26 protein-coding genes and 1 tRNA gene are annotated in these 24,182 nt (G+C 59.0%); 14 read left to right on the top strand and 13 right to left on the bottom strand.

What is annotated here, in order from left to right:
- Positions 1–5: 5 nt before the first annotated feature.
- The 3 genes from ACGHP1_RS06680 (at position 6) to ACGHP1_RS06670 (ending at position 1,330) form a co-directional block, all read left to right on the top strand.
- Positions 6–410, top strand: a complete 405-nt coding sequence (locus tag ACGHP1_RS06680; RefSeq protein ID WP_390508525.1) for a holin family protein — start codon at positions 6–8, stop codon at positions 408–410.
- A 6-nt stretch (positions 411–416) separates the two neighbouring features.
- Complete coding sequence (locus tag ACGHP1_RS06675) at positions 417–797, top strand: hypothetical protein (protein WP_390508523.1); 381 nt, start codon at positions 417–419, stop codon at positions 795–797.
- A gap of 191 nt (positions 798–988) precedes the next feature.
- Entirely contained in the window at positions 989–1,330 is a 342-nt protein-coding gene (locus ACGHP1_RS06670; protein WP_120120044.1) for a sporulation initiation factor Spo0A C-terminal domain-containing protein, read from the top strand.
- An 83-nt stretch (positions 1,331–1,413) separates the two neighbouring features.
- Here the strand turns inward: ACGHP1_RS06670 and ACGHP1_RS06665 are convergent.
- Positions 1,414–1,495, bottom strand: a tRNA-Leu gene (locus tag ACGHP1_RS06665).
- Positions 1,496–1,652: 157 nt separating this feature from the next.
- Between ACGHP1_RS06665 and spoIVB the strand changes: the two genes are divergently transcribed.
- The 3 genes from spoIVB to ACGHP1_RS06650 all read left to right on the top strand — a co-directional run bounded on the left by spoIVB (position 1,653) and on the right by ACGHP1_RS06650 (position 4,690).
- Positions 1,653–2,882 carry a SpoIVB peptidase gene (gene spoIVB, locus ACGHP1_RS06660; RefSeq protein WP_154255437.1) on the top strand — a complete coding sequence of 410 codons (1,230 nt, stop codon included), beginning with the start codon at positions 1,653–1,655 and terminating at the stop codon, positions 2,880–2,882.
- 134 nt (positions 2,883–3,016) lie between these two features.
- Positions 3,017–3,775, top strand: coding sequence for a sporulation transcription factor Spo0A (gene spo0A / locus ACGHP1_RS06655; RefSeq protein WP_044953592.1), 759 nt, complete (start codon positions 3,017–3,019; stop codon positions 3,773–3,775).
- 72 nt (positions 3,776–3,847) lie between these two features.
- Positions 3,848–4,690 (top strand): polysaccharide deacetylase family protein, encoded by an 843-nt coding sequence (locus ACGHP1_RS06650; protein WP_390508520.1) that lies wholly within the window; start codon positions 3,848–3,850, stop codon positions 4,688–4,690.
- A 14-nt stretch (positions 4,691–4,704) separates the two neighbouring features.
- Here ACGHP1_RS06650 and ACGHP1_RS06645 read toward each other — a convergent pair whose 3' ends face one another.
- The 7 genes from ACGHP1_RS06645 to ACGHP1_RS06615 form a co-directional block, all read right to left on the bottom strand.
- Complete coding sequence (locus ACGHP1_RS06645; protein WP_390508518.1) at positions 4,705–5,550, bottom strand: MerR family transcriptional regulator; 846 nt, start codon at positions 5,548–5,550, stop codon at positions 4,705–4,707.
- A gap of 107 nt (positions 5,551–5,657) precedes the next feature.
- Entirely contained in the window at positions 5,658–7,061 is a 1,404-nt protein-coding gene (locus ACGHP1_RS06640; RefSeq protein ID WP_390508516.1) for an aminopeptidase, read from the bottom strand.
- A 15-nt stretch (positions 7,062–7,076) separates the two neighbouring features.
- On the bottom strand, positions 7,077–7,745 hold the full coding sequence (locus ACGHP1_RS06635) for a lytic transglycosylase domain-containing protein (RefSeq protein ID WP_097774904.1): 669 nt from the start codon (positions 7,743–7,745) through the stop codon (positions 7,077–7,079).
- Positions 7,742–8,359, bottom strand: a complete 618-nt coding sequence (coaE, locus tag ACGHP1_RS06630; RefSeq protein WP_097774903.1) for a dephospho-CoA kinase — start codon at positions 8,357–8,359, stop codon at positions 7,742–7,744. The genes ACGHP1_RS06635 and coaE overlap by 4 nt, the downstream gene beginning before the upstream one ends.
- Entirely contained in the window at positions 8,356–9,384 is a 1,029-nt protein-coding gene (locus ACGHP1_RS06625) for an L-threonylcarbamoyladenylate synthase (RefSeq protein WP_097782081.1), read from the bottom strand. Before ACGHP1_RS06625 ends, coaE begins: the two co-directional genes overlap by 4 nt.
- Positions 9,385–9,470: 86 nt before the next feature.
- Positions 9,471–10,562: a peptide chain release factor 1 gene (gene prfA / locus ACGHP1_RS06620; RefSeq protein ID WP_097774901.1), complete on the bottom strand. Its 1,092-nt coding sequence runs from the start codon at positions 10,560–10,562 to the stop codon at positions 9,471–9,473.
- Between the two features lie 94 nt (positions 10,563–10,656).
- Complete coding sequence (locus ACGHP1_RS06615; protein ID WP_005941184.1) at positions 10,657–10,845, bottom strand: DUF951 domain-containing protein; 189 nt, start codon at positions 10,843–10,845, stop codon at positions 10,657–10,659.
- Positions 10,846–11,050: 205 nt separating this feature from the next.
- Here ACGHP1_RS06615 and ACGHP1_RS06610 point away from each other — a divergent pair, with 205 nt between their 5' ends.
- A complete protein-coding gene (locus ACGHP1_RS06610) occupies positions 11,051–11,986 on the top strand; it encodes a S1 RNA-binding domain-containing protein (RefSeq protein ID WP_390508511.1) in 936 nt (311 codons plus the stop codon).
- A 50-nt stretch (positions 11,987–12,036) separates the two neighbouring features.
- Complete coding sequence (locus tag ACGHP1_RS06605) at positions 12,037–12,588, top strand: DUF4364 family protein (RefSeq protein ID WP_118527808.1); 552 nt, start codon at positions 12,037–12,039, stop codon at positions 12,586–12,588.
- Between the two features lie 54 nt (positions 12,589–12,642).
- Here the strand turns inward: ACGHP1_RS06605 and spoIVA are convergent, their stop codons facing one another.
- From spoIVA to ACGHP1_RS06590, 3 genes are all read right to left on the bottom strand, one after another.
- Positions 12,643–14,133: a stage IV sporulation protein A gene (gene spoIVA, locus ACGHP1_RS06600; RefSeq protein WP_044953602.1), complete on the bottom strand. Its 1,491-nt coding sequence runs from the start codon at positions 14,131–14,133 to the stop codon at positions 12,643–12,645.
- Between the two features lie 140 nt (positions 14,134–14,273).
- Positions 14,274–15,608, bottom strand: a complete 1,335-nt coding sequence (aspS, locus tag ACGHP1_RS06595) for an aspartate--tRNA(Asn) ligase (protein ID WP_005941202.1) — start codon at positions 15,606–15,608, stop codon at positions 14,274–14,276.
- A gap of 329 nt (positions 15,609–15,937) precedes the next feature.
- Entirely contained in the window at positions 15,938–16,561 is a 624-nt protein-coding gene (locus tag ACGHP1_RS06590; RefSeq protein ID WP_005941208.1) for a sugar transferase, read from the bottom strand.
- Between the two features lie 328 nt (positions 16,562–16,889).
- Between ACGHP1_RS06590 and ACGHP1_RS06585 the strand changes: the two genes are divergently transcribed.
- The 4 genes from ACGHP1_RS06585 to ACGHP1_RS06570 all read left to right on the top strand — a co-directional run bounded on the left by ACGHP1_RS06585 (position 16,890) and on the right by ACGHP1_RS06570 (position 21,229).
- Positions 16,890–18,902 (top strand): TIM-barrel domain-containing protein, encoded by a 2,013-nt coding sequence (locus ACGHP1_RS06585; protein ID WP_390508507.1) that lies wholly within the window; start codon positions 16,890–16,892, stop codon positions 18,900–18,902.
- A gap of 133 nt (positions 18,903–19,035) precedes the next feature.
- Entirely contained in the window at positions 19,036–19,296 is a 261-nt protein-coding gene (locus ACGHP1_RS06580; protein WP_097774897.1) for a type II toxin-antitoxin system prevent-host-death family antitoxin, read from the top strand.
- The gene (locus tag ACGHP1_RS06575) at positions 19,286–19,627 is read left to right on the top strand and encodes a type II toxin-antitoxin system RelE/ParE family toxin (protein WP_097774896.1); all 342 of its coding nucleotides are present in this window, start codon (positions 19,286–19,288) and stop codon (positions 19,625–19,627) included. Before ACGHP1_RS06580 ends, ACGHP1_RS06575 begins: the two co-directional genes overlap by 11 nt.
- A 234-nt stretch (positions 19,628–19,861) precedes the next feature.
- Positions 19,862–21,229, top strand: coding sequence for an MATE family efflux transporter (locus ACGHP1_RS06570; RefSeq protein WP_390508503.1), 1,368 nt, complete (start codon positions 19,862–19,864; stop codon positions 21,227–21,229).
- 134 nt (positions 21,230–21,363) lie between these two features.
- Here ACGHP1_RS06570 and ACGHP1_RS06565 read toward each other — a convergent pair whose 3' ends face one another.
- Complete coding sequence (locus ACGHP1_RS06565; protein WP_154255424.1) at positions 21,364–21,501, bottom strand: hypothetical protein; 138 nt, start codon at positions 21,499–21,501, stop codon at positions 21,364–21,366.
- 172 nt (positions 21,502–21,673) lie between these two features.
- Positions 21,674–22,258, bottom strand: a complete 585-nt coding sequence (locus ACGHP1_RS06560; RefSeq protein ID WP_390508501.1) for a GNAT family N-acetyltransferase — start codon at positions 22,256–22,258, stop codon at positions 21,674–21,676.
- Between the two features lie 197 nt (positions 22,259–22,455).
- Here ACGHP1_RS06560 and ACGHP1_RS06555 point away from each other — a divergent pair, with 197 nt between their 5' ends.
- Entirely contained in the window at positions 22,456–23,211 is a 756-nt protein-coding gene (locus ACGHP1_RS06555; protein ID WP_097777907.1) for a GntR family transcriptional regulator, read from the top strand.
- 28 nt (positions 23,212–23,239) lie between these two features.
- On the top strand, positions 23,240–24,181 hold the full coding sequence (gene pyrB, locus ACGHP1_RS06550; protein ID WP_390508499.1) for an aspartate carbamoyltransferase: 942 nt from the start codon (positions 23,240–23,242) through the stop codon (positions 24,179–24,181).
- Position 24,182: the final 1 nt, after the last annotated feature.

The following is a 24,182-nucleotide window of genomic DNA, read 5'->3' as shown; positions in this document are numbered from 1 at the left end:
GCACCATGGTTGGAGTAATCGGCAGTCTGATCGCAAGTCAATTCGGCGGATGGGATGCGGCACTTTCGACGCTGATCCTGTTCATGGCAGTCGATTACATCACGGGGCTTGTGGTCGCCGGGGTTTTCCACGCCAGCCCGAAGAGCAAAGACGGCACACTGGAATCCCGCGCCGGGTGGAAAGGCCTGTGCCGCAAGGGCGAAACGCTGCTGATCGTGCTGGTGGCCTGCAGGCTGGATGCCGTGATGGGTTCCACCTTTGTGAGGGATGCCGTTGTGATCGGCTTTATCTGTAACGAGACCATTTCCATCATCGAAAACGCGGGCTTGATGGGACTGCCCATCCCGGAAGCGATCACCAAGGCCGTGGACATTTTAAAGCAGCGCTCGGAAACCGAGCAGAAAGGATAAGCTCTTATGAATGAATTTCTGAAAGTCGCACTCACTGCCTGCATCCCCGCAATGACCGTCATTTTCGGCTGGGGCCTGAACAAAGGTGTCAGCATTGCAAACGGTTACATCAACAACAAGTTTGCGCAGACCTGTCTCCAGAATGCCGCCACCGCGGTGTTTAACGCTGTCCAGTACGTCAACCAGACCTATGTTGATGCCCTGAAGGAGCAGGACAAGTTCGACGAGGCTGCGCAGCGCATTGCCTACAACCGCGCACTGGCTGCAGCGAAGAAAGCCCTGACGCAGGAGACCATCACGTTCATCAAGGAGACCTTCGGCGACCTCGACAGCTACCTGAAGCCGATGATCGAAGCTCAGGTGCGCAGTCAAAAGACCTATATGTGATGTTTTCGCGGCATCACGAAAATGTTAACGCCAACAAAATCATAGTATAGCAACAGCCCCGGTGAGCCTGACGGTTCCTCGGGGCTGTTTTTGTTTGGCGTGTTTCGACGCTTTACGACGTATATCGACGTAATTGGTAAATTTTAAGTATTTTTCGGTTAGAGTTGACGCATAGAAAGGATGTGTCAACTATGATCGTTTCCGAATTGTCCACTCAGGTCAATGATTTGCTGCGCCCGATGGGCATTACACGTAATCTGAGCGCCTACAGTATCCTGTGCCAGTGTCTTGAGCTGGTCTGTGAGCAGGAAGACCGCCTGCAGGCCGTTGAGAAAGATATCTATACCCCTATCGCCGACCGCAGAAGATGTGAGCCAAAAGCGATTCAAAGCGCTGTACGCCGGGCAGCTAAAGGTGCATGGCTCACAAACCCGGAGTATGTGCAGCAGCTGGCAGGCTATCCGCTGACCGGTGCGCCCAGCGCGGTACAGTTCATTGAGATGTTGTATAATGCGCTGGTGAGAGCAGTCTGAAAACTTAATAGTGTTACCAAAAGTGTTACCATGATAAGAAAAAACACGCTGGTTCTGTACGAGCCAACGCGCTTTTCTTTGTATGCGGGTAGTGGGGGTCGAACCCACACGCCTTGCGGCACAGGAACCTAAATCCTGCGCGTCTGCCAATTCCACCATACCCGCGTATTCTTCTATTCTGCAGCTGCGGCCAAACCGCCTTAATATAGTATCAGTTCCGGCGGCAAAAGTCAATCACTGCATTGATATTTCCGCCCTTCACAGCGCATACTATCGCCGGACGATCGTATCATTTTCCATGGCGGAAAGGGGCTTTTTGCCGATGCGCAGATCAAAACTACGCCGCGCTGGCAGCATTGCGGCAGCTTATCTTCTGGTGGCCGCGCTGGCGGTGCTGGGCTGGCTGTGGCACAGTCTGCCTGCTGAAATTTTGCTGGAACCCGGCCAGACCCTTACCCTGCCCCGTTTTGCCTATGTGCAGCCGCTGCGCACCGCTGGCTCCCGCAACGCGGCCAGCACGCAGGCTGCGGGCAGCTATCAGGCCACTTTGTCCATTGGCGGGTGGCTGCCCGTCAAGACTGTGCGCGCTCTGGTGGAAACACGTCCGGTGGTAACCGTGTGCGGTACGCCTTTCGGCGTTAAGATGTTCTCCGAGGGTGCGCTCATTGTGGGCTTTTCCGACCTGAACACCCCGGACGGCACCGCGAACCCCGCCAAGAAGGCCGGGCTGCGGCTGGGCGACCGGGTGGTGCGCATGGACGACACCCTGACCGAGACGAACGATGCCGTGCACGATGCTCTGGAAACGGCCGCAGGCGCGCCGGTGCAGGTGGTCTACATCCGCAATGGTGAGCAATTCCAGACCCGGCTGACCCCCGTGTGGGACAGCACCGCCGGGCAGTGGCGCGCCGGGATGTGGGTGCGGGATTCTTCCGCCGGGGTAGGCACCATGACCTTTGTGGACAATGCCGCCGGGGTGTTTGCCGGGCTTGGCCACCCCATCAGCGACAGCGACACCGGTGAGAGCGTGGCCCTGCGCAGCGGCGAGATCGTCCCCTGCCAGATCGTGGGGTGTACCAGCGGCACCGTGGGCAGCCCCGGTGAGCTGAAGGGCCGCTTTCTGAGCACCCATGCGCTTGGCAGCATCTGCATCAACAGCAAGACCGGGGTCTATGGCAGAACACGGGCTGCATTTTCCGGCCCGGAGCTGGAGATGGCTTTTGCGCAGGAGGTTGTGCCGGGCGATGCCGAGATCTGGACGACTGTGGACGGCGAGGTGCCCAAGGCATACCGCATCCGCATTGAAAAGGTAAACGACGCAGACCCCCACCGCAACATGATCCTGCGCGTGACCGACCGGCAGCTGCTTGCCAAAACCGGCGGCATCGTGCAGGGCATGAGCGGCAGTCCCATCCTGCAGAACGGCAGACTGGTGGGTGCAGTGACCCATGTGCTGGTAAACGACCCCACGCGGGGCTACGGCATTTTTGCTCAGACCATGCTCAAGCAGGCCCGCGCTGTTGAAAAAACAGACGATGCTGCGCAGCCATAAAGCTGATCTGCAAAAAAATTTGCGCATTTCGATTTTCTTTGCCAAAATTTACCAATATAAACCGTTGAAAGTTCTGGAAAATTATGGTAAAATCCATGGTGTTAAGGGAACTGCACACATTGGAGGAAACAACCATGGACAAAGTTAGATTTTTGATGTCGGATACTGGTGCCCCGTTCACTGCCGCCTGCCGCGAAGCGCTGGAGCAGAAGGGCGTGGACGTGACCGTTGTGGAAAAGGACGGCAACAAGGTCCTGCAGAAAATGCTCACCGTGCGCCCGCAGGTGGTCCTGCTGGATGCTTTTATGCCCGGTCTGGATGCCCTTGCGGTAAAGCAGCGCTACAATGCCGCCGGTGAGCGGCACACCTCCTTCTTCGTGACCGGTGCCTTCCAGAGCGAAGAGATGGTACAGGAGCTGCTGGACGAAGGCTTTGCCTACTACTTTGTAAAGCCCTTTGATGAGACCGTGCTTGCCGCACGGGTGCTCAAGGCGGCACTTGGCCCGGAAAAGCACATCCTGCACACCAGTGTGGACAGCGATGAGCTGACCGTTACCGAGATCCTGCATCAGATCGGCGTCCCTGCCCATATCAAGGGCTACCAGTTCCTGCGGGATGCCATCCTGCTCACCATGAACGAGCCGGAGTATATCAACGCTGTGACCAAGCGTCTGTACCCGGAAATCGCCAAGAAAAACGGCACCACCGCCAGCCGGGTGGAGCGCGCCATCCGCCACGCCATCGAGGTGGCATGGGACCGGGGCGATGTGGACACTCTCAACAGCTACTTCGGCTATACCATCCATAACCTGCGCGGAAAACCCACCAACAGCGAGTTCATTGCGATGATAGCTGACAAGATGCGGCTGGATAAACGGCAGAGGGTGGGCTGATTTTTTTCATAGAATCCGCCGTCGTTCATATTCTGATAAGAGCAAACCAAACAGACAAAGGAGGTTTTGCTCTTGAAGCTTGCAGAATATCTCGCACGGCGCAGGCGGGCCAGAGTTGCGGCCGTGATGCTGTTTGCCCTCATTATGGGGTTTGTATCTGCTGCGCCGCCGGTCGTCACCGGATGTCAGGCGCAGGATCTTACCCCGGCACCGGACACTTCGATGCTCTCCCCCGCCGTTTCGGCTCTGGCACAGGAGCAGCAGGAGCCTGCTGCCCAGCCGCTGCCGGAAAAGTGGGTCTGCCTGACCTTTGACGACGGCCCCAGCAAGACCACACCGGATGTGCTCAGCGCGCTGAACGCGGCCGGAGTGCACGCCACATTTTTTGTGGTGGCTACCGGTTACAACGAGAAGTATCTGCCCCTGCTCACCGAAGCGGTCAGCGCCGGGCACCAGATCGCACTACACTCTGCTTCCCACGAGTACAGCGATATCTACCGCAGCAGCGACGCTTATTGGGAGGACATTGCCCTTTTAAAGGAGCGCATTGCGCCCTATGTGGATGCCGAGAGCATCCGGTATCTACGGTTTCCGGGCGGCAGCACCAACACCGTCAGTCGGCGCTACGGCGGCAAAGGCCTGATGAAGCAGCTGAAAGCCGAAGTAGAGCAGAAAGGCTGGCATTGGGTGGACTGGAACGTGTGCGCCGAGGATGCCGTGGGCGGGCACCCAAGCGCGGGCACCATTTACCGCAATGTGGTGCACGAGACCGGGCAGCAGACGAACTGCATCGTTCTGATGCACGATTCCGCCACCACCCGCACCACCGCCGAGGCGCTGCCCGACATCATCCGGTGGTATGCAGACAACGGTTACACCTTCCTGACGGTGGCCGAAGCGCTGCCGCTGAACTGAGCAGACCAGCCCGGTTACAGGCGGTGTTCAAAGCCGCGGCCAAGCAGGACCCCTGCCGCTGCCAGTGCTGCCAGCCAGAGCCAGTCCGCTCCGCCGGTCGCCACCCAGCCTGCCGCCAGAATGGCGGCAAAGGTGAACGCTGCGGGCAGAAGGATGCGCAGGACCTGCAGCTGTCGCTCCCGCCGGGACGGCAGCCCGGTGTTCAGCTGTTCCGGAGATGCAGCATCACAGCAGATCTCATCGCGGTACTTGCCCGGGTTGCGGTAGGCTTTGTATAGGATCCCATCCAGCGAAAATTCCGGGTACATTCCTTCTTTTGTCAGGCTGAGCTGCATCCCGTGTTCCTCTGCATACGCCTGCAAGGCCGCGGCAAACTCCTGCGGCGTGTTGATGCTGCCCTGCGGGATAAAGAAAAAGTGTTTCTGATGCTGCACCTGCGCCAGCGTGCGGTAATCCTGCACCCAGCCGCAGAAAAAGTTCTGCGGCTGCGCAGGGTCCTCCATCCGGGACAGGCAGGCGTCCACATCCAGTGATGCCACAGACGGGTCCTGCCGGGCCAGTTCTGCACAAAAACGCGCCGCCCCTTCCAGCTGCTTTGCGCGCTGTTCCAGTGCGGTCTGTTGCTCCCGCAGGACACTCCCCAGCGGTGCATCGCCTGCAAGCACGGACCGGATGACCGGAAGCGGCACATCCAGCATCCGCAGCATCCGGATGAACCGGAGGGCGCGGATATCCTGTTCTGTGTAGTCGCGGTAATCGTTGCCGGGCAGCCGGGCGGGATTCAGAAGTCCTTCTTTTTCATAGAAGCGGATATTGGGGGCAGACACCCCGCTCTGTTTCGAAGCCTGTTTGATGTTCATTTGCTTCACCTCCGCACTCACATTACACCTTAAAGACACTTGAAGGTCAAGTTTTTTCAAAAAAGCCCCGGAAAACCTGCGGCTGCGGGCGATCCGGGGCTAAATCTTTATTCCGCGTTCTGGCAGAACAGCGAGAAGGTGCGGTAGGCCATGTACAGGTCGGTCTTATGGATGACCTCGAAGGGCGAGTGCATGGACAGCACCGGCACACCGATGTCCAGCACCGGGATGCCGCGGTTGGCCACGTACTTGGCAATGGTGCCGCCGCCGCCAAGGTCCAGACGGCCCAGCTCACCGATCTGCCATGCCACGCCGTTGGCGTCCAGCAGGCGGGTGATATCCCCTACCAGCTCAGCGGAAGCATCGCTGGCAGAGCTCTTGCCGCGGCTGCCGGTGTACTTGAAGAAGGCCACGCCGCGGCCTGCGTAAGTACCGTTCTGCGGCTCGAAGGCATTTGCCCAGGAGGGGTCGTAGGCGGCGGTCACATCGGCGGAGAGACACACGCTGTTCTGGAAGGCAAGGATGTCGTCCTGACCGGCGGCGCGGCACAGCAGCTGCATAAAGTGGAACACATACATGCTCTGCATGCCGGTCACACCGTCGGAGCCGATCTCTTCCTTATCGGTCAGCACGCAGACGGTGGTGTGCACAGGATCTTTCGTCTCGATCTCGGCCATAAGGGCGGGGTATGCGTCCACCCGGTCATCGTGACCGTAGCCGCCCACCATGGAGCGGTCAAAGCCCACGTCCCGGGCCTTATGGGCGGGCACCACCTCGATCTCGGCGCGGGTGAAGTCCCGCTCGGTGATGCCGTACTTTTCGTGCAGCAGCATCAGGGTGTTCAGCTTGACGGCCTCCTTGATGTCGGCATCCTCCACAGCGTCGGAGCCGATGAGCACGTTCAGCTCTTCGGCCTTGATGCCCTCGCTGAGCTTGCGGTCGTTCTGCTCGGCACCCAGATGGGGCAGCAGATCGGTGATGCAGAACACGGGGTCATTCTCGTCCTCACCCACTGCAAAGGACACGTTGGAGCCATCAGCACGGGTGAACACGCCGTGGATGGCCAGCGGCATGGTGCCCCACTGGTACTTGCGGATGCCGCCGTAATAGTGGGTCTTGAAGTAGCTGAGGTGGTCTGCTTCGTACAGCGGGTTCGGGCGCAGGTCCAGACGGGGGCTGTCGATGTGGGCGATCACCAGACGGAAGCCCTCCTCAAAAGATTTCCGGCCGATGGTAGCGGCCACCACCGCCTTGTGCTCCTGCACAAAGTAGATCTTCTGGCCGGGGGCATAGGTCTTTTTCGGTTCAAACTTTTCGTAACCGGCCTCCAGCAGCAGCTTTTCGCTGGCGGCGGCAGCTTCGCGCTCGGTCTTGGCAGCGTTCAGGAAGGCTTTGTAGCCTTCGGCAAAGGCTGCAGCCTTCTCCTTCACGTCGGCGCTCTTGTCGGCAGCGTACTCCGGCTTGTAAAGCAGCTGTTCGGCAGCCTGCTTTGCGGTAAGTTTCTCGCTCATGTTCCTTATCTCCTCTCAGCTTTCTGCATAGATACGCTGATACCGCGCATAGCAGGAAGTGATCTTTTTTACGTAGTGGTTCATCTGGTTATAGGGAAAGCCCTGCAGCGTTTCGCCGTCTGCGGAGTGCTCTTCCATCTGTAAAAGAGCATCTACCGTGCCCCACCCGCTGTGATAAGCGGCAGCGGCAGTGGCAACATCGCCGTTGTAGCGCTCCATGCACAGGTGCAGGTAATAGCATCCGAACCGGATGCTGGTCTCCGGGTCGTAGAGATTTGCAAAGAGCAGTCCTTCGTCCGGTGCGATCTTGCTGCGCAGCCAGATAAAGGTCTCCTCGGTCATCTGCATCAGACCCCGGGCATCCACAGTGGAGGTGGCCTGCGGGTCAAAGCCGCTTTCGGTGCGGATGAAGGCATCCACCAGAAGCGGGTCAAGGCCGTAAGTCTCCGCCCACTGGTCCACCAGCACTTCGTACTTGCGGGGGTATAAAAGCCGTTCTGCCCTGCCCCACAAGTTGGGCACCAGCACAAACAGCAGGATCAGTGCCATGCCCAGCAGGAACAGCCTGCGGCTGCGCATTTTTTTGCGGCGGCGTGCCTTCTGGGCGCGGAGAGCGCGGCGGATGCGGGCCGTCTCCGGGTCGTACTGCGGTGCAGGATCTTGTTCGTTATATCGTTTGTTCAAAATTCTTTTCCCGCACCTCCTTCTGCCAGAAGCTTTGTGCAGAGCTGCTCTGCCGCAGCCTGCAGATGTGCAAGGCTGGAATCGTTGCGCAGCACATAGTCTGCCTGCGCGGTGAGGGTGCTTTCCGGTGTCTGGGCGTTCAGGCGGCGGGCGGCCATCTCGGCCGAGATGCCGTCCCGGGCCACGATGCGGGCCACACTGGTCTCAAACGGTGCCGTGACCACGCACAGGCGGTCACACTCGGCCTGCGCCGCAGTCCCCACGATGACCGCGCCATCCAGCACGAACAGCGGTGCACCGGCATCCTGTGCTGCCTGCTTTGCCGCACGGATGCGGCGCACGATCTCCGGGTGGGTCAGGCTGTCCAGCGCCGCCTTGCCTTCCGGGGTGGCAAAGGCGCGGTCAGCCAGCAGGCGGCGGTCCAATGTGCCGTCTGCTTTTAAAATGTCTGCGCCGAACCGCTGAGCCAGCCGGGGCAGCAGCGGCGAGCCGGGCAGTAAAATCTCGCGGCTGATCTGGTCGGCATCGGCCAGCGGCACACCGTGGGCCGAAAACACCGCCGTGACCGTGGATTTGCCGCAGCCGCTGCGGCCCGTGATGCCAAGCGCGATCATAGCTTGATCACCCGGAAGGCCGCAGCGCGGATCAGGCGGTTGTACACCGCCATGGAAAGGCCGTCCTTCTGCGGGCAGCGGGCGTAGACCACGGCATCGCCCTGCTCATCCAGCGCACGCAGGCAGCGGAAGATGTGCTTTGCCTGATTGGCACCGTCGCCCTCGCGGCCATACTCCACGCAGGGCACACCCAGCTTTTCCGCCTCGCCGGTAAAGCACAGACAGCTGGGATTCTGCTCGGCGTGGGCATCCACATAGGCTTTGAACTGCTCAAAGGTGCCTTCCAGCAAGGTCACATCCGCCTTGGGGGCGTAGTGCTTGTACTTCATGCCGGGGCTGCGCACCACAGCACCCTCCGGCAGCTTTTCAAGGATGGCCTTGGACACTTCCACCTCTTCGCCGAGGGCACGCTCGAGGTCTTCCAGCGTGATGTGGCCCGGACGGAACAGGGTGGGCTTTTCGCCCACCACCGACACCACAGTGCTTTCTACGCCCACGTCGCACTCGCCGCCGTCCAAAATCAGCGGCAGGCGGCCGTCCATATCGGTGAACACATCCTGCGCGTTGGTGGGGCTGGGCTTGCCGGAAAGATTGGCGCTGGGGGCAGCAAAGGCGCAGCCGCTCTTTTCAATGACGGCGCGGGCCACCGGGTGGCTGGGCATCCGGATGCCCACGGTGTCCAGACCGGCACAGCACTCCGCTGCCACCTCCGGGCCGCGGGGCATGATGATGGTGAGCGGGCCGGGGCAGAACGCAGCCATCAGCAGCTGGGCGCGCTCCGGCACCTCGCTGACAAGGCCGGGCAGCATTTCCGGTCCGGTGACGTGGACGATCAGGGGATTGTCCTGCGGGCGGCCCTTGGCCACAAAGATCTTCTTCACAGCCTCGCCGTTGCGGGCATCGGCAGCAATGCCGTAAACCGTCTCGGTGGGCAGGGCCACCAGCTCACCGTTCTGCAGCAGGGCAGCGGCTTTTTCAATGCTCTTTTCGTCCGATGCGGGCAAAATTTCAGTTTTCATTTCCATACGGATCATCGTTCTTTCTATCTGTAAAGTATTTGTGCTTTTCAGCATTTATCGACAGGATATCGTTTTATTTTCAAAGCCACATTTCAGCCCTGCTCGTTGAGCTTTTGCAGCTTTTCGGCCTGTTCGCGGGTGGCCAGTGCGTCGATCAGCTCGTCCAGATTGCCGTCCATGATCTTGGAAAGATTGTGCACGGTCAGGCCGATGCGGTGGTCGGTGCAGCGGTCCTGCGGGAAGTTGTAGGTGCGGATCTTTTCGCTGCGGTCGCCGGTGCCCACCTGCCCCTGACGGCTGGCGTTGATGGCATCCTGCTGCTGTTTCTGCTTCTGGGCCAGCAGGCGGCTGCGCAGGATCTCCAGCGCCTTGTCCTTGTTCTGGAACTGGCTGCGCTCGTTCTGGCATTCTACCACCATGCCGGTGGGGAGATGTGTCACACGGATGGCGCTGGAGGTTTTGTTGATGTGCTGACCGCCCGCGCCGGAGGAGCGGAAGGTGTCGATGCGCAGGTCCTTCATGTCCAGCGCAAAGTCCACCTCTTCGGCCTGCGGCATCACAGCCACCGTGGCCGTGGAGGTGTGGATGCGGCCCTGCGTCTCGGTCTCCGGCACACGCTGCACACGGTGCACACCGCTCTCGTACTTGAGGCGGTTGTAGGCCCCGGCACCGTCCACCGAAAAGATGGCTTCCTTCACGCCGCCAAGCTCCGTCTCGTTGAGGTTGAGCATTTCCAGCTGCCAGCCCCTGCTTTGCACATACATGGTGTACATGCGCAGCAGGCTGTGGGCAAACAGGGCAGCTTCCTCCCCTCCTGCGCCGCCGCGGATCTCCACAATGACATTTTTGCCATCGTTCACATCCTTGGGCAGCAGCAGAATTTTGAGATTATTTTCCAGCTTTTCCACATCTTGACTTTTTTCGCTGATTTCCTGCTGTATCATCTGCTTGAAGTCCGGGTCAAGTGCGCCCGGTTCTTCCAGCAGAGCTTTGGCCTGTGCCAGATGATCCTGTGCGGTCTGCCACGCGCGGTAGGCCTGCACCACAGGTTCTGCATCGTGGTACTCCCGCATCAGCCTGCGGAAAAGCGCAGGATCTGCGGCGGTATCCGGCTGGTTCAGGCGGATGGAAAGCTCTTCAAAGCGGTGGCAGACAGCATCCATCTGGGTAAACATGTTCGGCATAATTCCGGCAGTTCTCCTTACAAACTCAGATTCATGTTCGTGCAGCCGAACGGCTCCGGGGCCTTTCCGTCCCGGATGCGTGCTGCGCCGGGCGCTAGGCCTGCCCGGGTTTTACCACCTTTTTGATGTTCTTTTCAATTTTAGCACGCGGCAGCATCACCTCGCGCCCACAGCCGGTACACCGGATCTTAAAATCCATGCCGACGCGCAGTACCTCGAAGCTGGACGCTCCGCAGGGGTGCTTTTTGCGGGTGAGGATGGTATCGCCTACAGCAATGTCCATAGCTCTGCTTCTCCCTTCTGCCTGCCCAAAACAGCAGGCGGTGTGTGCGCAAAGCCCGGCGTGCCGGTTTGCTGCGCATACAGATATAGTATAATGCAAAGCCGCACAAAATGCAAATATCCGCCCATGCGGATGCATAAGTTTTAACAGAAAGGCCGCTGCCGTTCCAAGCACGGCCTAAAAAGCAGAGAAAGAGGAATGAAAGATGATGCAAGCTTACCGTACCGAAGGCAACTACCGTTCTGCTGCGCGCCTGTCCCCCGCTGAACTGCGCGCCGCCATGGCAAACCGCGAGATCCTGCAGGCCACTGCTCTGGCCTTTGATACCCAGCGCCAGCTGCGGTTCGAGATCGGCGGGGTGAGGGCCGTGATGCCCTTTGCCCAGTGCGCCGATGGTGCCGCAAACGGCGCCGTGCGGGACATTGCGGTGCTGACGAGGGTGGGCCGCCCCACCTGCTTTGTGATCGAAGCGCTGGACACCGACGAGAACGGTCAGCCCTTCTACCGGCTCTCCCGCGCGCTGGCGCAGCAGATGTGCAAGGCCGACTATCTGGACACCCTGCAGCCCGGCGATATCCTGCCCTGCACCGTGACCCATATCGAGCCGTTTGGCGCGTTCTGTGATGTGGGCTGCGGCATCAGTGCCCTGCTGCCCATCGACTGCATGTCGGTGAGCCGCATCTCCTCCCCCGCCGACCGGGTGAGCGTGGGCCAGCAGATCTTGTGCGCCGTCAAGAACCGGGATGTACAGGGCCGCTTTGTGCTGACCATCCGGGAACTGCTGGGCACATGGGAGGAAAATGCGGCCGGGTTCACCGTGGGCGAGACCGTGGTGGGCATCGTGCGCAGCGTGGAGGAATACGGCACCTTTATCGAGATCGCGCCCAACCTCGCGGGCCTTGCCGAGAGCTGCACCGACCTTGTGCCCGGGCAGGCGGTGAGCGTCTACATCAAGAACATCCTGCCGGAAAAAATGAAGATCAAGCTGGTGATCGTAAACCACGCCCTGAGCCAGCGCCACCGGTTCGAGCTGAAGTATTTCATCACCGAGGGCCATCTGGACCACTGGGTGTACTCCACGCCGGAAAGCCCCAAGCGCATTGAGACAGATTTTGCCGCTGCGGCTTGCAATCCGGCGTGAAAGCCTTTATACTATAAAAGAAAAGGAATGCAAGGGGGATGTATGGAACGATGGCCGCCAATGATGCTTTTACTGCCGGTGTACGTCCCGGCGGGTTGACCAGCAGCACCGAGATCCGGCTGCTGCTGTGCTATCTGGTCAAAAATGCCGGACCCATTACCCGGCAGGAAATCGAAAACGCCCTGATGGAAGAAGCGCTGGTGAACTATTTCGAGATCGGCTCGTGTCTGGACGACATCACCAGGCAGCAGCTCGTCACCCTGACAAAGGGCAGCTACACCATTACCGAGAAGGGCCGCAAAGTGGCGCAGGAGCTTGCCTACGACCTGCCCCGCAGTGTGCGGGAGCGCGCTGTGGCCGCTGTGCTGCGCTGCCAGACATGGGCCCGCAAGGAAGCCAAGTACAGTGCCAGCATTACCGAAAAAGAGGACGGCCACTGCACCATCCGCTGCACGGTGAAAGGGCTGGACAGTGAGCTGTTCTGTCTGGATCTCGGCACACCGGACCGGCTGACCGCCGAGCTGGTAAAAAAGCAGTTCATCCTCAAGGGCAACGAGATCTACCAAATGCTCATCAATAAGCTGACCGAAGAAGAAAAGTGAACAAATAAAGAGGGAGGCACCTGCGCGGCGCTTCCCTCTTCTGTTTTGTAGCGGTCAGATCAGAATGCAGATCAGCCCGGTGCAGCCCTCATTGATGACCCGTTCCAGCGTTTCCTGCAGGCGGGTGCGGGCCTCCTGCGGCATGTGCAGCAGCTTGTTCTGCAGCCCTTCGTTCACCAGCTCGTGCAGGCTCTTGCCAAAGATGTTGGACTCCCACAGCTTTTCCGGGTCGTCCTCAAAGCCGGCCAGCAGGCTGCGGGCAAGGTCCTCGCTCTGCTTTTCGGTGCCCACGATGGGGCTGATCTCGGTGTGGATGGTGGCCTTCATCATCTGGATGGAGGGCGCGCAGGCTTCCAGCCGCACGCCGTAGTTCGTGCCCTGCCGCACGATCTGGGGCTGTTCCAGTTTCAGCTCGCTGACCGTGGGCATCACGATGCCATAGCCGGTGGCTTCCACCTGCTCAAGGGCGCTGCGCACCTTCTCGTACTCCCGTTTGGCCTTTGCCAGCTCCATGATGCAGGGCATCAGGCCCGCTTCGTCGCCAATGGCAAGGCCGGTCTGCTCGCTCAGCACCTGATAGAAAATTTCCGGCTTCAGCTCCACCGTGATGCGCACACTGCCGTTTGCAAGGTCGATGCCGCTGATGGCCGAGCGCTGCACCGCGTCACATTCCAGCGCAGGTGCGTCTGTTCCGGAGGGCACATCCTTCATGCGGGAGACCTTTGCCGCCAGCTGCATGGCCGCATCGTACACCTGCGTTTGCAGCCAGTGGCCGTTTTCCAGCATCGTGACCCAGCGCGGCAGGGCAAAATCCAGCTCCTGCACCGGGAACTCGTACAGCACCTGCCGCAGAATGCTGCCGAGTGCCTCCGCGTCCAGATCCACGCAGCTCACCGGCAGCACGGTGTGGTCGTAGTCCCGGGCCATGCCCTCGGCCAGCTGCTTCGTCTCCGGCGCATCCGGGTGGGTGCTGTTGAGCAGGATGATGTAGGGCTTGCCCAGCGCATCCAGTTCTTCCACGATGCGCTTCTCGGTTCTGGCATAGCCCTCCCGCGGGATGTCGCTCACAGAGCCGTCGGTGGTGACCACGATGCCGATGGTGGAATGTTCGCAGATCACCTTGCGGGTGCCGGTCTCGGCGGCAAGGTCGAAGGGCACCTCATGGTCGAACCACGGGCTTTTGACCATGCGGGGCTTGTCGTTCTCCTCGTGGCCCATAGCCCCCTCCACCATGTAACCCACGCAGTCGATGAGCCTCACCCGGCACTCGCCGCCGCCCTCCAACTGCAGGGGCACGGCTGCTTCCGGGATGAATTTTGGTTCCGTGGTCATGATGGTGCGGCCCGCTGCCGACTGGGGCAGCTCGTCCCGGGCACGCTCCCGCGCAGCCGCCGGGCCGATGGCGGGCAGCACCAGCTGTTCCATGAAACGCTTGATAAAGGTGGATTTGCCGCTGCGCACCGGGCCAACCACCCCAATGTAGATATCTCCGCCGGTGCGTGCGCCGATCTCGCGGCAGATGCTCTTCTGTTCCTGATTTGCCAAATTGCTCTCCCCTTCCCGTTTGCGCTGTGCACCGGACAGGATTCCGGTCCGCTTGTTGTAATCGTATGTTGGGAAAAGGCCGGATATGACAAAAGGCTCCCATGCCAGCGGCACAGGAGCCTTTACAAACATTTTTACAATTACGGGGTCAGACGGTTGGGGCCGCGGAACAGGAACTCGGCATCCTTGATGGTCAGGCCGCACAGCAGCATGGTCAGGCGGTCGATGCCCAGACCGAAACCGCCGTGGGGCGGGCAGCCGTACTGGAAGAACTCCAGATAGAACTTGACATCATCGGCCAGACCCTTTTCCTCGGCCTGTTTCTTCAGCACCTCGTAGCGGTGCTCACGCTGGGCACCGGTGGTGATCTCAACACCACGCCAGATCAGGTCGTAGCCCTGGGGCACGCCGTTCTCGTCCCGCATGTGGTAGAACGCACGCTTCTCAGCAGAGTAATCGGTGATAAAGAGGAACTCGTGGCCGTAATGCTTCTTCACCCACTCATAGCTCAGGCGCTCGGCCTCAGTGGTCAGGTCGCCCTTCTCGCTCTCATCGACGGTGTAGCCGAACTCTTCTTCCAGACCCTTGTACAGGTCTGCCAGCTTGACCACCGGGAACGGAGTGGTGGGAACGATCACTTCCTGCCCGAACATCTCCTTGATCTGATCGCCGTAGTTGTCCTTGACGGCCTGCAGACCGGCAGTCAGCAGCTCTTCTTCCATCTTCATCACGTCTTTATAGGAAGTGATGTAGCTGAACTCCAGATCGAAGCCGGAGAACTCGGTGGAGTGCTTGTTGGTGTAGCTCTTCTCGGCGCGGAACACAGGGCCGGTCTCGAAGATGCGCTCAAAGCCTGCAGCCATGGCCATCTGCTTGTAGAACTGAGGGCTTTGTGCCAGATAGGCGTTGCGGTCAAAGTAGTCCACCTTGAACACCTCAGAGCCGCTCTCGCTGGCAGCAGCGATCAGCTTTGGGGTGTGGATCTCGATGAAGTTACGGTCCAGCAGGAACTTGCGCATGGCGTTCACAAAGCAGCTCTGTGCCTTGAACATGAGCTGGTTCTCGTCGGTGCGCAGGTCGATCCAGCGGTAATCAATGCGCTGGTCGATGCTGGAGCGCTCCACAGCCTTCTTTTTCTTGGTGGCTGCGATCTCCTTGCGGACGATGGGCAGAGCGTTGGCGATGCTCTCGATCTCGATGCTCTCGGGGATCATCTCCACGCCGCCCATCTTGACGTAGTCGTTCTCCACCACCTTGCCGGTGACGGTGATGACGGAATCCGGGGTGAGCTGATCGATGGTATCCACCAGATCGGGGTGATCTTCCTTTTCCACCGTGATCTGCAGCTTGCCGGTAATATCCTTCAGCACGATAAAGGCCATATACTTGCTGTTGCGCAGGTTCTCGATAAAGCCCTGCACCTTGACCGTGCCGCCGATGGCCTTTTGAGCCTCGTTGATATAGGTGCGTTCCATAATACAGGAATCCTCCTTTGACGTCTTGTGTACTGTTTTATTATACGCTTTTCCGGGGATAAATCAAGAGATATGGCGATTTAGAATGGCCTCCGCTGCGCTCTGGCCATCTTCTGCGGAAGAATTATTTTTATTTTGTGTTTGTCGCGGCCTGCGGGCCGCTCCAAGCACCTTTTCACAAATCAGGACAAATCAGCAAAAAATGCAGTTTCTGGTCACAGCCCCTCCGTGAAAAAACAGTTCTGGAAAATCCGCAGATTTTCCAGAACTGCAAACATAAAATCTTTTTCCGCTGAAAATATTCGGGTTGCGGCACGCGGCGGCTATGTTTAATGGTTCTCTTTGCCTGTTTCTTCGTGCAGAGTGCCGGTGCCGCCCTCCACCACGCCGTCGTGCTTAAGCACCGCGGCAATGGTGCCAAAGAAGCATTTCACATCCAGCCCAAAGCTCAGATGCTCCACATACCAGCCGTCCAGCTTGGCCTTCTCGGCAATTTCCAGCTCGTCGCGGCCATGGATCTGTGCCCAGCCGGTCAGGCCCGGGCGCACATCGTTTGCATGGTACTTGTCGCGCTCTGCCAGCAGATCATACTGGTTCCACAAAGCAGGCCGCGGGCCGATGACCGCCATATCACCTACAAAGATATTCCACAGCTGGGGCAGCTCGTCCAGACTGGTCTTGCGCAGGAAATGACCCATGCGGGTGATATACTGGTCCGGGTCGTGCAGCAGATGGGTGGGCATATCGTGGGGCGTGTCGATGCGCATGGTGCGGAACTTTAAAATGTAAAAGTGCTTTTTGCCAATGCCCACACGCTTCTGTTTGAAGAACACCGGGCCGGGCGAGTCCAGCTTGATGGCGACGGCCAGAATGAGAAAAAGCCAGGACAGGCAGATCATGCCGCACAGCGACAGCACCACCGCCAGCAGGCGCTTGATTCCATTGCGATACATGGGTTTCCTCCATTTTCCGATTCAAAGTAGCAGTTCCAGTATAACAGTATGGGCCGGAATTTGCAATTGCATCCGCCGCCTGCCGCCGATATTTTTATGCTTTGGCTGCGTTCTGCCGGTTTTGTGGCAAAAAAGTGCCGGTTTTGTCTCTTGTTTTGCAGCGTGGCCCGGGGTAAGATAAAGAAAATGAGAAGTCCACTCCCCCAGTCTCGCTTTCGCTCGACAGCCCCCTCGGAGATGGGGCCTTTGGCAAAACCTCTCACTTTGAGAGAGGTGGCACGCCAAAAGGCGTGACGGAGAGGGCAAGGATGCTACAAGGAGGTTCCCTATGATCCAGCGTTTCCGTTTTGGCCTGCCCCTGCCCACCGACAGTGTGGTGCAGGAGATCCCAGTTTCCGCCGGGCCGGTGCCCTTCCTCACAGCCGAAGAAGACGGCTGGGCCTACCGGATGGCTCCGGATGCCATCGTGTACGGTCTGGGCGAAATGCCCCGCGGCATCAACAAGCGCGGCTGGCACTACGTGACCAACAACACCGATGAAGCCCGCCACAGCGAGGATAAGCTTTCCTACTATGGTGCGCACAATTTTCTGCTCATTGACGGCGGCGCGGGCCGTGAATGCTTTGGTGTGTTCATCGATTTCCCGGGCAAAGTGCGCTACGATATCGGCTACACCGAATACGATGCCCTGCGCTTTGCCACCGAAGAGCCGGATCATGAGCTTTACATCATTACCGGCGACGACCTGAACGATATCAGCCGCCAGTTCCGGCAGCTCATCGGCCGCAGCTATATCCCGCCCAAGTGGGCCTTTGGTCTGGCACAGAGCCGCTTTGGCTACAAGACCGCTGAGGACGTGCGGGAGGTGGCCCGCCAGTACAAAGAGAACGATCTGCCGCTGGATATGATCTGCATGGACATCGATTACATGCAGGACTACGCGGATTTTACCGTAAACAAGCAGCGCTTCCCGGACCTTGCCGCCCTGAGCGCCGAACTGAAAGCACAGGGCATCCGGCTGGTGCCCATCATCGATGCGGGTGTGCGCATCGACCCGGAAAACCCCGTCTGTGCCGAGGGCCTTGCAAACGGTTCCTTCTGCACCAAAGCCGACGGCACCCCCTTTGTGGCGGCGGTGTGGCCCGGCAAGGCTTACTTTGCGGACTTCCTGCGCCCGGAGGTACGGGAGTGGTTCGGCCGGCAGTACAAGGCACTGACCGACTGCGGCATCGAGGGCTTCTGGAACGATATGAACGAGCCTGCGCTGTTTTACTCACCCGAGCGGCTCAAGGCTTTCTTTGAGAGCATGGACGAACTGAGCCGGAAGGATAACATCGTGCAGGATGAATTCTTTGGTAAGGTGGTAGGCGGTGCGCTGGGCCTGATGAACGCCCCGGAGGACTACGCCAGCTTCTACCACGATGTGGACGGCCAGCGGGTGCGCCATGACAGGGTGCACAACCTCTACGGCGGCAATATGACCCGTGCGGCAGGCGAAGCCTTTGCCCGCTTGCGGCCCGGCAGACGCACGCTGCTCTACAGCCGTTCCAGCTTCATCGGCAGCCACCGCTACGGCGGCATCTGGCTGGGTGACAACGCTTCCACATGGGCACAGCTTCTGGCCAATATCCAGATGATGCCCAACGTGCAGCTGTGCGGCTTTCTTTATGCCGGTGCCGACCTGTGCGGTTTTTCCTACGATACTACGCCTGATCTGGCTCTGCGCTGGCTGGAGTTCGGCCTGTTCACGCCGCTGATGCGCAACCACGCCACCGACGGCTCCCGGATGCAGGAATACTACCGCTTTGCGGATATGCTGCCTGCCCTGCGGAAGATGCTCCGGCTGCGGTATGCCCTGCTGCCCTACCTTTATAGTACCTTCATGAAGGCGGCATTGGAAAATACCAGTTACTTCCGGCCCTTGGGCTTTGATTTCCCTGCTGACCCGGATGCCCGCGAGGTGCAGGACCAGCTGCTGCTGGGCGAGGGTGTGATGGTAGCGCCTGTCTACACCCAGAACGCCAGCGGACGGCATGTCTACCTGCCGGAAGCAATGAAGCTCTACCGCATCCGCAGTGTGGACGACTACGACACCGAGCTTCTGCCCGCCGGGCACCACTACGTCCGCTGCGCATTGGACGAAGTGCTGCTGTTCATCCGCCCGGGCCATGCGGTGCCGGTGGCAAGACCCGCCAGCTGCACCGCCCAGCTGGACGATACCAGCCTGACCCTGTGGGCCTGCCCGGACGAAAATGGCAGCGCCCGCTGCCGGATGTACACCGATGACGGCGAGACGAGCGATTTTGCCGCACCGGAGCACTGGAAGACGGTGGAAGCGTAAGCTTATTTTATCAGAAGACCGCTGCCCGACAGGACGGCGGTTTTTTTGTAGAATCTCACTTTTATCAGCTGCAAATTTTACGTTGAATTTCACAGCAGAATTTGTTATACTACAGATGAAGGGAGTTGATCTTATGCCGAACATCAAACCTATTTCTGACCTGCGGAATTACAACGAAGTCCTTCGCGATGTGGAAGCAGGATCGCCGGTTTTTCTTACCAAAAATGGCCGTGGAAAGTATGCCATTCTGGACATGGAAGATTATGAGAAAACGCAGGCTACCATCCGGCTTATGAATGAAATTGCAAAAGGACGGTGCTCTGGTGAGACGGAAAAGCTTTACACTCCGGAAGAAATGAGGGCGCATTTCCGCGCAAGAGCCAATGGAAAATAACCTCATTTATACAACTCGTTCCCGTCAGGACCTGGACGACATCTGGGATTATATCTCGTTCGACTTGCAAAATCTGCCTTCTGCAGAGCGCATTCTGAACCGCATCATGGATGCTGCTGAACAATTAAAGCTGTTCCCGGAAAGCGGTGCATTGCTTTCTTCCGTAGCTCCGCTGGATCATGAACTTTATTTGGATGAGCGCTTTCTCGTCAGCGGAAAGTATCTGATTTTTTATCATGCTTTTCGGAACGATATTTATATTGACCGCGTCCTCTACGGCGGGCGGGATTATCTGCGGGTTTTGTTCCGGGACGCTTTGCAGGAAGAATAAACTCTTCTGCCGTGCTTCAAGAAATGTTTTTGATCGTTTTATAAGCGGCACCGCCGGGAATTTGCATTTTTTCGGCGGTGCCTCTTGTATTTTTCTGCGCCGCGCGTTATAATATGCCTTCGGTTCCCTTTATTTACGAAAAATTTACATTTCAGATGCTGTCCTCCTAAGCAGTGTGCAATGCTTCGGAAAACAGCTTCTCCGCGTAAACGATAAAAAGGAGGTACTCTTCTCATGGCTCAGACAAGCCGCTCCGCTGACCTTACCAGCGGCCCGATGCTGCAAAAGATCATCCTGTTTTCCATCCCGCTGGCAGCTTCCAGCATTCTGCAGCTGCTGTTCAACGCTGCAGACGTAGTGGTCGTGGGCCGCTTTGCGGGCAGCACCGCGCTGGCCGCCGTCGGCTCCAACGGCTCCCTCATCAACCTGCTGGTGAACCTGTTCGTAGGGCTTTCGCTGGGCGCAAACGTGGTGGCGGCCCGCTGCTTTGGCGCAAAAGATGACCGCGGCGTGCAGGACACGGTGCAGACCTCGGTGACGCTGGGCTTTGTCAGCGGCGTGCTGCTGGCTGTGGTGGGGTTCTTTGCAGCCCGGGGGCTGCTGGAGCTGATGAGCTGCCCGGAGGATGTGATCGACCTTTCTGCGCTGTACCTTAAAATTTATTTCATCGGGATGCCCATGACCATGCTGTACAACTTCAGCAGTGCGCTGCTGCGCGCCGTGGGCGACACCAAGCGCCCGCTGTACTGTCTGGCAGCAGCCGGCATCATCAACGTGGTGCTGAACCTTGTGTTCGTCATTGGCTTTTCCATGAGCGTGGCAGGCGTGGCGCTGGCTACCATCATCAGCCAGACCGTTTCCGCCTGCATGGTGACGCGGATGCTGATGAAGGAGGAGGGCGCGCTGCATCTGGATCTGCATCATCTGGGCTTCCACATGGGTGCCCTGAAGCAGATTTTGCTCATCGGCCTGCCTGCCGGTCTGCAGAGCACCGTGTTCAGCCTGTCCAACGTGGTCATCCAGTCGGCCATCAACTCCTTTGGTTCCACGGTGGTGGCAGGCAGTTCGGCTTCCGCCAATCTGGAGGGCTTCGTCTATACCGCCATGAACGCCTTTTCGCAGGCTGCCGTCACCTTTACCAGCCAGAACATGGGCGCGCGCAAGTACCAGAACCTGAACCGCGTTGTCCTCAACTGCCTGCTGTGCGCCATCGTGACCGGCGTGGTGCTGGGCGGCGGTGCGGTGCTGGCAGGCACCCAGCTGCTGCACTTCTACTCCTCGGATGCGGCGGTGATCGCTGCCGGATACGAGCGCCTGCGGGTGATCTGCGGCACCTACCTGCTGTGCGGCATCATGGATACGCTGGCCAGCAGCCTGCGCGGCCTTGGCTACAGCGTGCTGCCCATGGTGGTGAGCCTTGTGGGCAGCTGCCTGCTGCGGCTGGTGTGGATCGCCACCATCTTCCAGCTGAACCGCACACCGTTCATGCTGTACATCAGCTACCCCATCAGCTGGGTGCTGACGGCTGCCGTGCATCTGGCCTGCCTGCTGGTGGTGCGGCACAAGATGCGCCAGAGAGGTCAGACACTACAGGCGGCGTAAAGAGAAGCCCTGCGCCCTTGACAATCCCTGAAAAAAGCACTATACTACAAACAGAAAAGGCGCTGTCCGCAATGGTCAGCTCCTTGCCCGTTTAGTCAAGAAAAGATTGACCGCACGAGTTGGTAGCTGGGCGGTCAGTCTTTTTTGCTATCATCGGCTTTGTGCTTGGAAAACATTGTCATGACCTCAACGGCCAGACGGATCACGTCCACGATCAGACCCAACAGTGTGAGAATGAAGGTGAGCAGTGCGAGGGTTTCCAACAGAGTCACCGGATATCCCTCCCTTCGCCTTCAAGGCTCCGGGAAGTTTCATTTTGCAAAAAAGTTCCACTCCCGGAACCTCTGCTTCGTTCTATGTAGAAAGAGCAGCGATAACGGGCAGGAAGCATGACCACCTGCGCTTGCAGATAGCACCTTAACGCCACCCTTCGGGGTGGCGTTTTTAGTTTAACATACTTTTTGACGAATTACAACTTTTTACAGCTCCTTTGCCAGCAGGTAGCGGTCGTGGCCGCCGTACATTTCCCGCCGGGAGACGATGGCAAAACCGGACACAAGGGCGTTGTGCAGGCTGTACTGGTTCTGCGGGCTGACGGTAGCACCGATGTGGGTGATTTTTTTTCGGGAAAAGCGGCAGCGCTGCTTCCAGCATGAGCCGTTGCAGGCCGTTGCCGCGAAAGTCTGCGTGGACGATGGCGCTGTCCGCATTGGCCCAGTGCTCCCACTCGGTGCGTGGCACATCCATGAAGGCCGCATAGTTGTGTGCGCTGCGCCCGCAGAAGCGCACGATGAGATACCCGCCAAGGCGGCTGCCCTGCCATGCGCCGATGCACAGGTCATTGCGGACATAGGCTGTGATGTTTTCCAGCGTGTCCGGCACGAACTGCTCCGGGTCCGGCATGGCGGCGCGCACCTCGTTTTGCAAGGCGTACACCGCCGGGGCCTGCTCCGGCGTGCAGCGGCGCAGCTGCATGGACACCGGCGGCTGCACCGGCTGGCCGCAGATCTTGTGCAGAAAAACTTCCATCTTGCGTTTCCCTCCAAAATAAAATCATACTTTTTCGCTGTTTCCAGTATAAATGCCGCTTTTATAAATGTCAATTTATGTTATAATAAAGTATAAAGGGGTTTGCGGCGTATGGCGTGGTCACAAAGGTGCCGTGCGGCGCAGGCTTCAAGTCCCGGCGGGGCGCATCCCCTGCCCGTGAACGGAGGAACCGAACCATGAAGGAATCTGCACTTACCTCTTCCAACCGATTGGGCGGTGCTGTGATCAGCGACCGCATCGTTGCCAGTCTGCTGGAAGAGCTGCGCACCGGGCGCTATGCCCGGGCCGACCGTCTGCCCGCCGAGGTAGATCTTGCCGCTGAGCTGGGCGTGAGCCGCACCGTCATCCGCGATGCATTGAGCGAGATGGAGCGCGCAGGCTATGTGGAGCGCGTGCGCGGCATTGGCACGGTGGTGAACCGCGCTGTGCTGAGCCTGCGCAGCCGGCTGGACCAGAAGCTGGAATACTATCCGCTGATCCGCAGCTTTGGCAGCTACCCCCACGCCGACGGCATTCAGGTATTTCCCATCCGTGCCGGTGAAGAGCTGGCCCGCGATCTGGAAATTGAGCCGGGCGACGACGTGATCTGCATCAAAAAGCGCATTCTGGCCGACACCACCCCGGTGATCTATTCCATCGACTACCTGCCCAGAGCACTGTTCGGTGCCAGAGACTACACCCGCATCGACCTGACCGGCGGCGTGTTCGATATTCTGGAACGGGAGTGCCACCAGCAGATCTCCTCCAACGTCGCCCACCTGAAGGCAAGCTGCGGCGACGATGCCATCCGCTCCGCCATGCGCCTTGCTCCGGGCGAGGCCATGCTGCTGCTGGACGAAGTGTGTTTCAATCGTTTGTGCCGCCCGGTGATGCGTTCGCTGAGCTACTACACAAACTTCTTTGATTTTTCCATTTTACGCAAGCTGCTCTAAACCAAAAAACTGACGGAGGTATGCACCCATGCGACATCTGATCGACCCGTTGGATTTTACCCAGCAGGAAATTTCCACTCTGCTCGACCTGGCCGACCGCATCCATGACGACCCGGCCGCGTATCAGGAGGTGGCCCGGCATAAAAAGCTGGCTACCCTGTTCTACGAGCCTTCCACCCGCACCCGCCTCTCCTTTGAGGCAGCCATGCTGAACCTTGGCGGCCATGTGCTGGGCTTTCCCAGTGAGAACGTGTCCAGCGCAAGCAAGGGCGAAAGCGTTGCCGACACCATCCGCGTGGTGTCCTGCTATGCGGACATCGTGGCCATGCGCCACCCCAAAGAGGGCGCACCGCTGCGCGCTTCCCGCTACTCCCGCATCCCGGTGATCAACGCGGGCGACGGCGGCCACCAGCACCCCACCCAGACCCTGACGGACCTCATGACCATCCGCCGCCGCATGGGACGGCTGGATGACCTGACCATCGGCCTGTGCGGCGACCTGAAATTCGGCCGCACCGTGCACTCCCTCATCAAGACCATGGCCCGCTGCAAGAACATCCGGTTCGTGCTTATCAGCCCGGAAGAGCTGCGCGTGCCGGACTACATCGTAAAGGACGTGCTGGAGGCCAACGGCATCCCCTATCAGGAGACCCGCAGTCTGGAGGAATCCATGTCGGAGCTGGACATCCTGTACATGACCCGCGTGCAGAAGGAGCGCTTCTTCAACGAGGAGGACTACATCCGCCTGAAGAACAGCTACATCCTCACCAAGGAAAAGATGGACCTTGCAAAGCCGGATATGGCTGTGCTGCATCCCCTGCCCCGCGTCAACGAGATCGCACTGGACGTGGACGACGATCCCCGCGCCGCCTACTTTGAGCAGGTGCAGAACGGCGTGTATGTGCGTATGGCACTGATCATGACCCTGCTGGGCCTTTGCGACCCCAAGGCACCTAAGGAGGAGAACTGAT

This window comes from Faecalibacterium sp. i21-0019-B1 (genome assembly GCF_042852915.1).
Taxonomy (GTDB): domain Bacteria; phylum Bacillota; class Clostridia; order Oscillospirales; family Ruminococcaceae; genus Faecalibacterium; species Faecalibacterium taiwanense.
This window is presented reverse-complemented; position numbering and strand designations above follow the sequence as displayed.

Excerpts from the sequence above, each read along its gene's own strand:
- ACGHP1_RS06670 (WP_120120044.1), top strand. The coding sequence starts at position 989 with ATGATCGTTTCCGAATTGTCCACTCAGGTCAATGATTTGCTGCGCCCG.
- pyrB (WP_390508499.1), top strand. The coding sequence starts at position 23,240 with ATGCGACATCTGATCGACCCGTTGGATTTTACCCAGCAGGAAATTTCC.
- coaE (WP_097774903.1), bottom strand. The coding sequence starts at position 8,359 with ATGATCGCGCTTGGCATCACGGGCCGCAGCGGCTGCGGCAAATCCACG.
- ACGHP1_RS06570 (WP_390508503.1), top strand. The coding sequence starts at position 19,862 with ATGGCTCAGACAAGCCGCTCCGCTGACCTTACCAGCGGCCCGATGCTG.
- ACGHP1_RS06605 (WP_118527808.1), top strand. The coding sequence starts at position 12,037 with ATGGCCGCCAATGATGCTTTTACTGCCGGTGTACGTCCCGGCGGGTTG.
- ACGHP1_RS06580 (WP_097774897.1), top strand. The coding sequence starts at position 19,036 with ATGCCGAACATCAAACCTATTTCTGACCTGCGGAATTACAACGAAGTC.
- ACGHP1_RS06645 (WP_390508518.1), bottom strand. The coding sequence starts at position 5,550 with ATGAACATCAAACAGGCTTCGAAACAGAGCGGGGTGTCTGCCCCCAAT.
- aspS (WP_005941202.1), bottom strand. The coding sequence starts at position 15,608 with ATGGAACGCACCTATATCAACGAGGCTCAAAAGGCCATCGGCGGCACG.
- spoIVB (WP_154255437.1), top strand. The coding sequence starts at position 1,653 with ATGCGCAGATCAAAACTACGCCGCGCTGGCAGCATTGCGGCAGCTTAT.
- ACGHP1_RS06560 (WP_390508501.1), bottom strand. The coding sequence starts at position 22,258 with ATGGAAGTTTTTCTGCACAAGATCTGCGGCCAGCCGGTGCAGCCGCCG.
- ACGHP1_RS06675 (WP_390508523.1), top strand. The coding sequence starts at position 417 with ATGAATGAATTTCTGAAAGTCGCACTCACTGCCTGCATCCCCGCAATG.
- ACGHP1_RS06555 (WP_097777907.1), top strand. The coding sequence starts at position 22,456 with ATGAAGGAATCTGCACTTACCTCTTCCAACCGATTGGGCGGTGCTGTG.
- ACGHP1_RS06640 (WP_390508516.1), bottom strand. The coding sequence starts at position 7,061 with ATGAGCGAGAAACTTACCGCAAAGCAGGCTGCCGAACAGCTGCTTTAC.
- ACGHP1_RS06585 (WP_390508507.1), top strand. The coding sequence starts at position 16,890 with ATGATCCAGCGTTTCCGTTTTGGCCTGCCCCTGCCCACCGACAGTGTG.
- ACGHP1_RS06610 (WP_390508511.1), top strand. The coding sequence starts at position 11,051 with ATGATGCAAGCTTACCGTACCGAAGGCAACTACCGTTCTGCTGCGCGC.
- ACGHP1_RS06575 (WP_097774896.1), top strand. The coding sequence starts at position 19,286 with ATGGAAAATAACCTCATTTATACAACTCGTTCCCGTCAGGACCTGGAC.
- prfA (WP_097774901.1), bottom strand. The coding sequence starts at position 10,562 with ATGCCGAACATGTTTACCCAGATGGATGCTGTCTGCCACCGCTTTGAA.
- spo0A (WP_044953592.1), top strand. The coding sequence starts at position 3,017 with ATGGACAAAGTTAGATTTTTGATGTCGGATACTGGTGCCCCGTTCACT.
- ACGHP1_RS06680 (WP_390508525.1), top strand. The coding sequence starts at position 6 with ATGGTTGGAGTAATCGGCAGTCTGATCGCAAGTCAATTCGGCGGATGG.
- ACGHP1_RS06590 (WP_005941208.1), bottom strand. The coding sequence starts at position 16,561 with ATGTATCGCAATGGAATCAAGCGCCTGCTGGCGGTGGTGCTGTCGCTG.
- ACGHP1_RS06625 (WP_097782081.1), bottom strand. The coding sequence starts at position 9,384 with ATGGAAATGAAAACTGAAATTTTGCCCGCATCGGACGAAAAGAGCATT.
- ACGHP1_RS06615 (WP_005941184.1), bottom strand. The coding sequence starts at position 10,845 with ATGGACATTGCTGTAGGCGATACCATCCTCACCCGCAAAAAGCACCCC.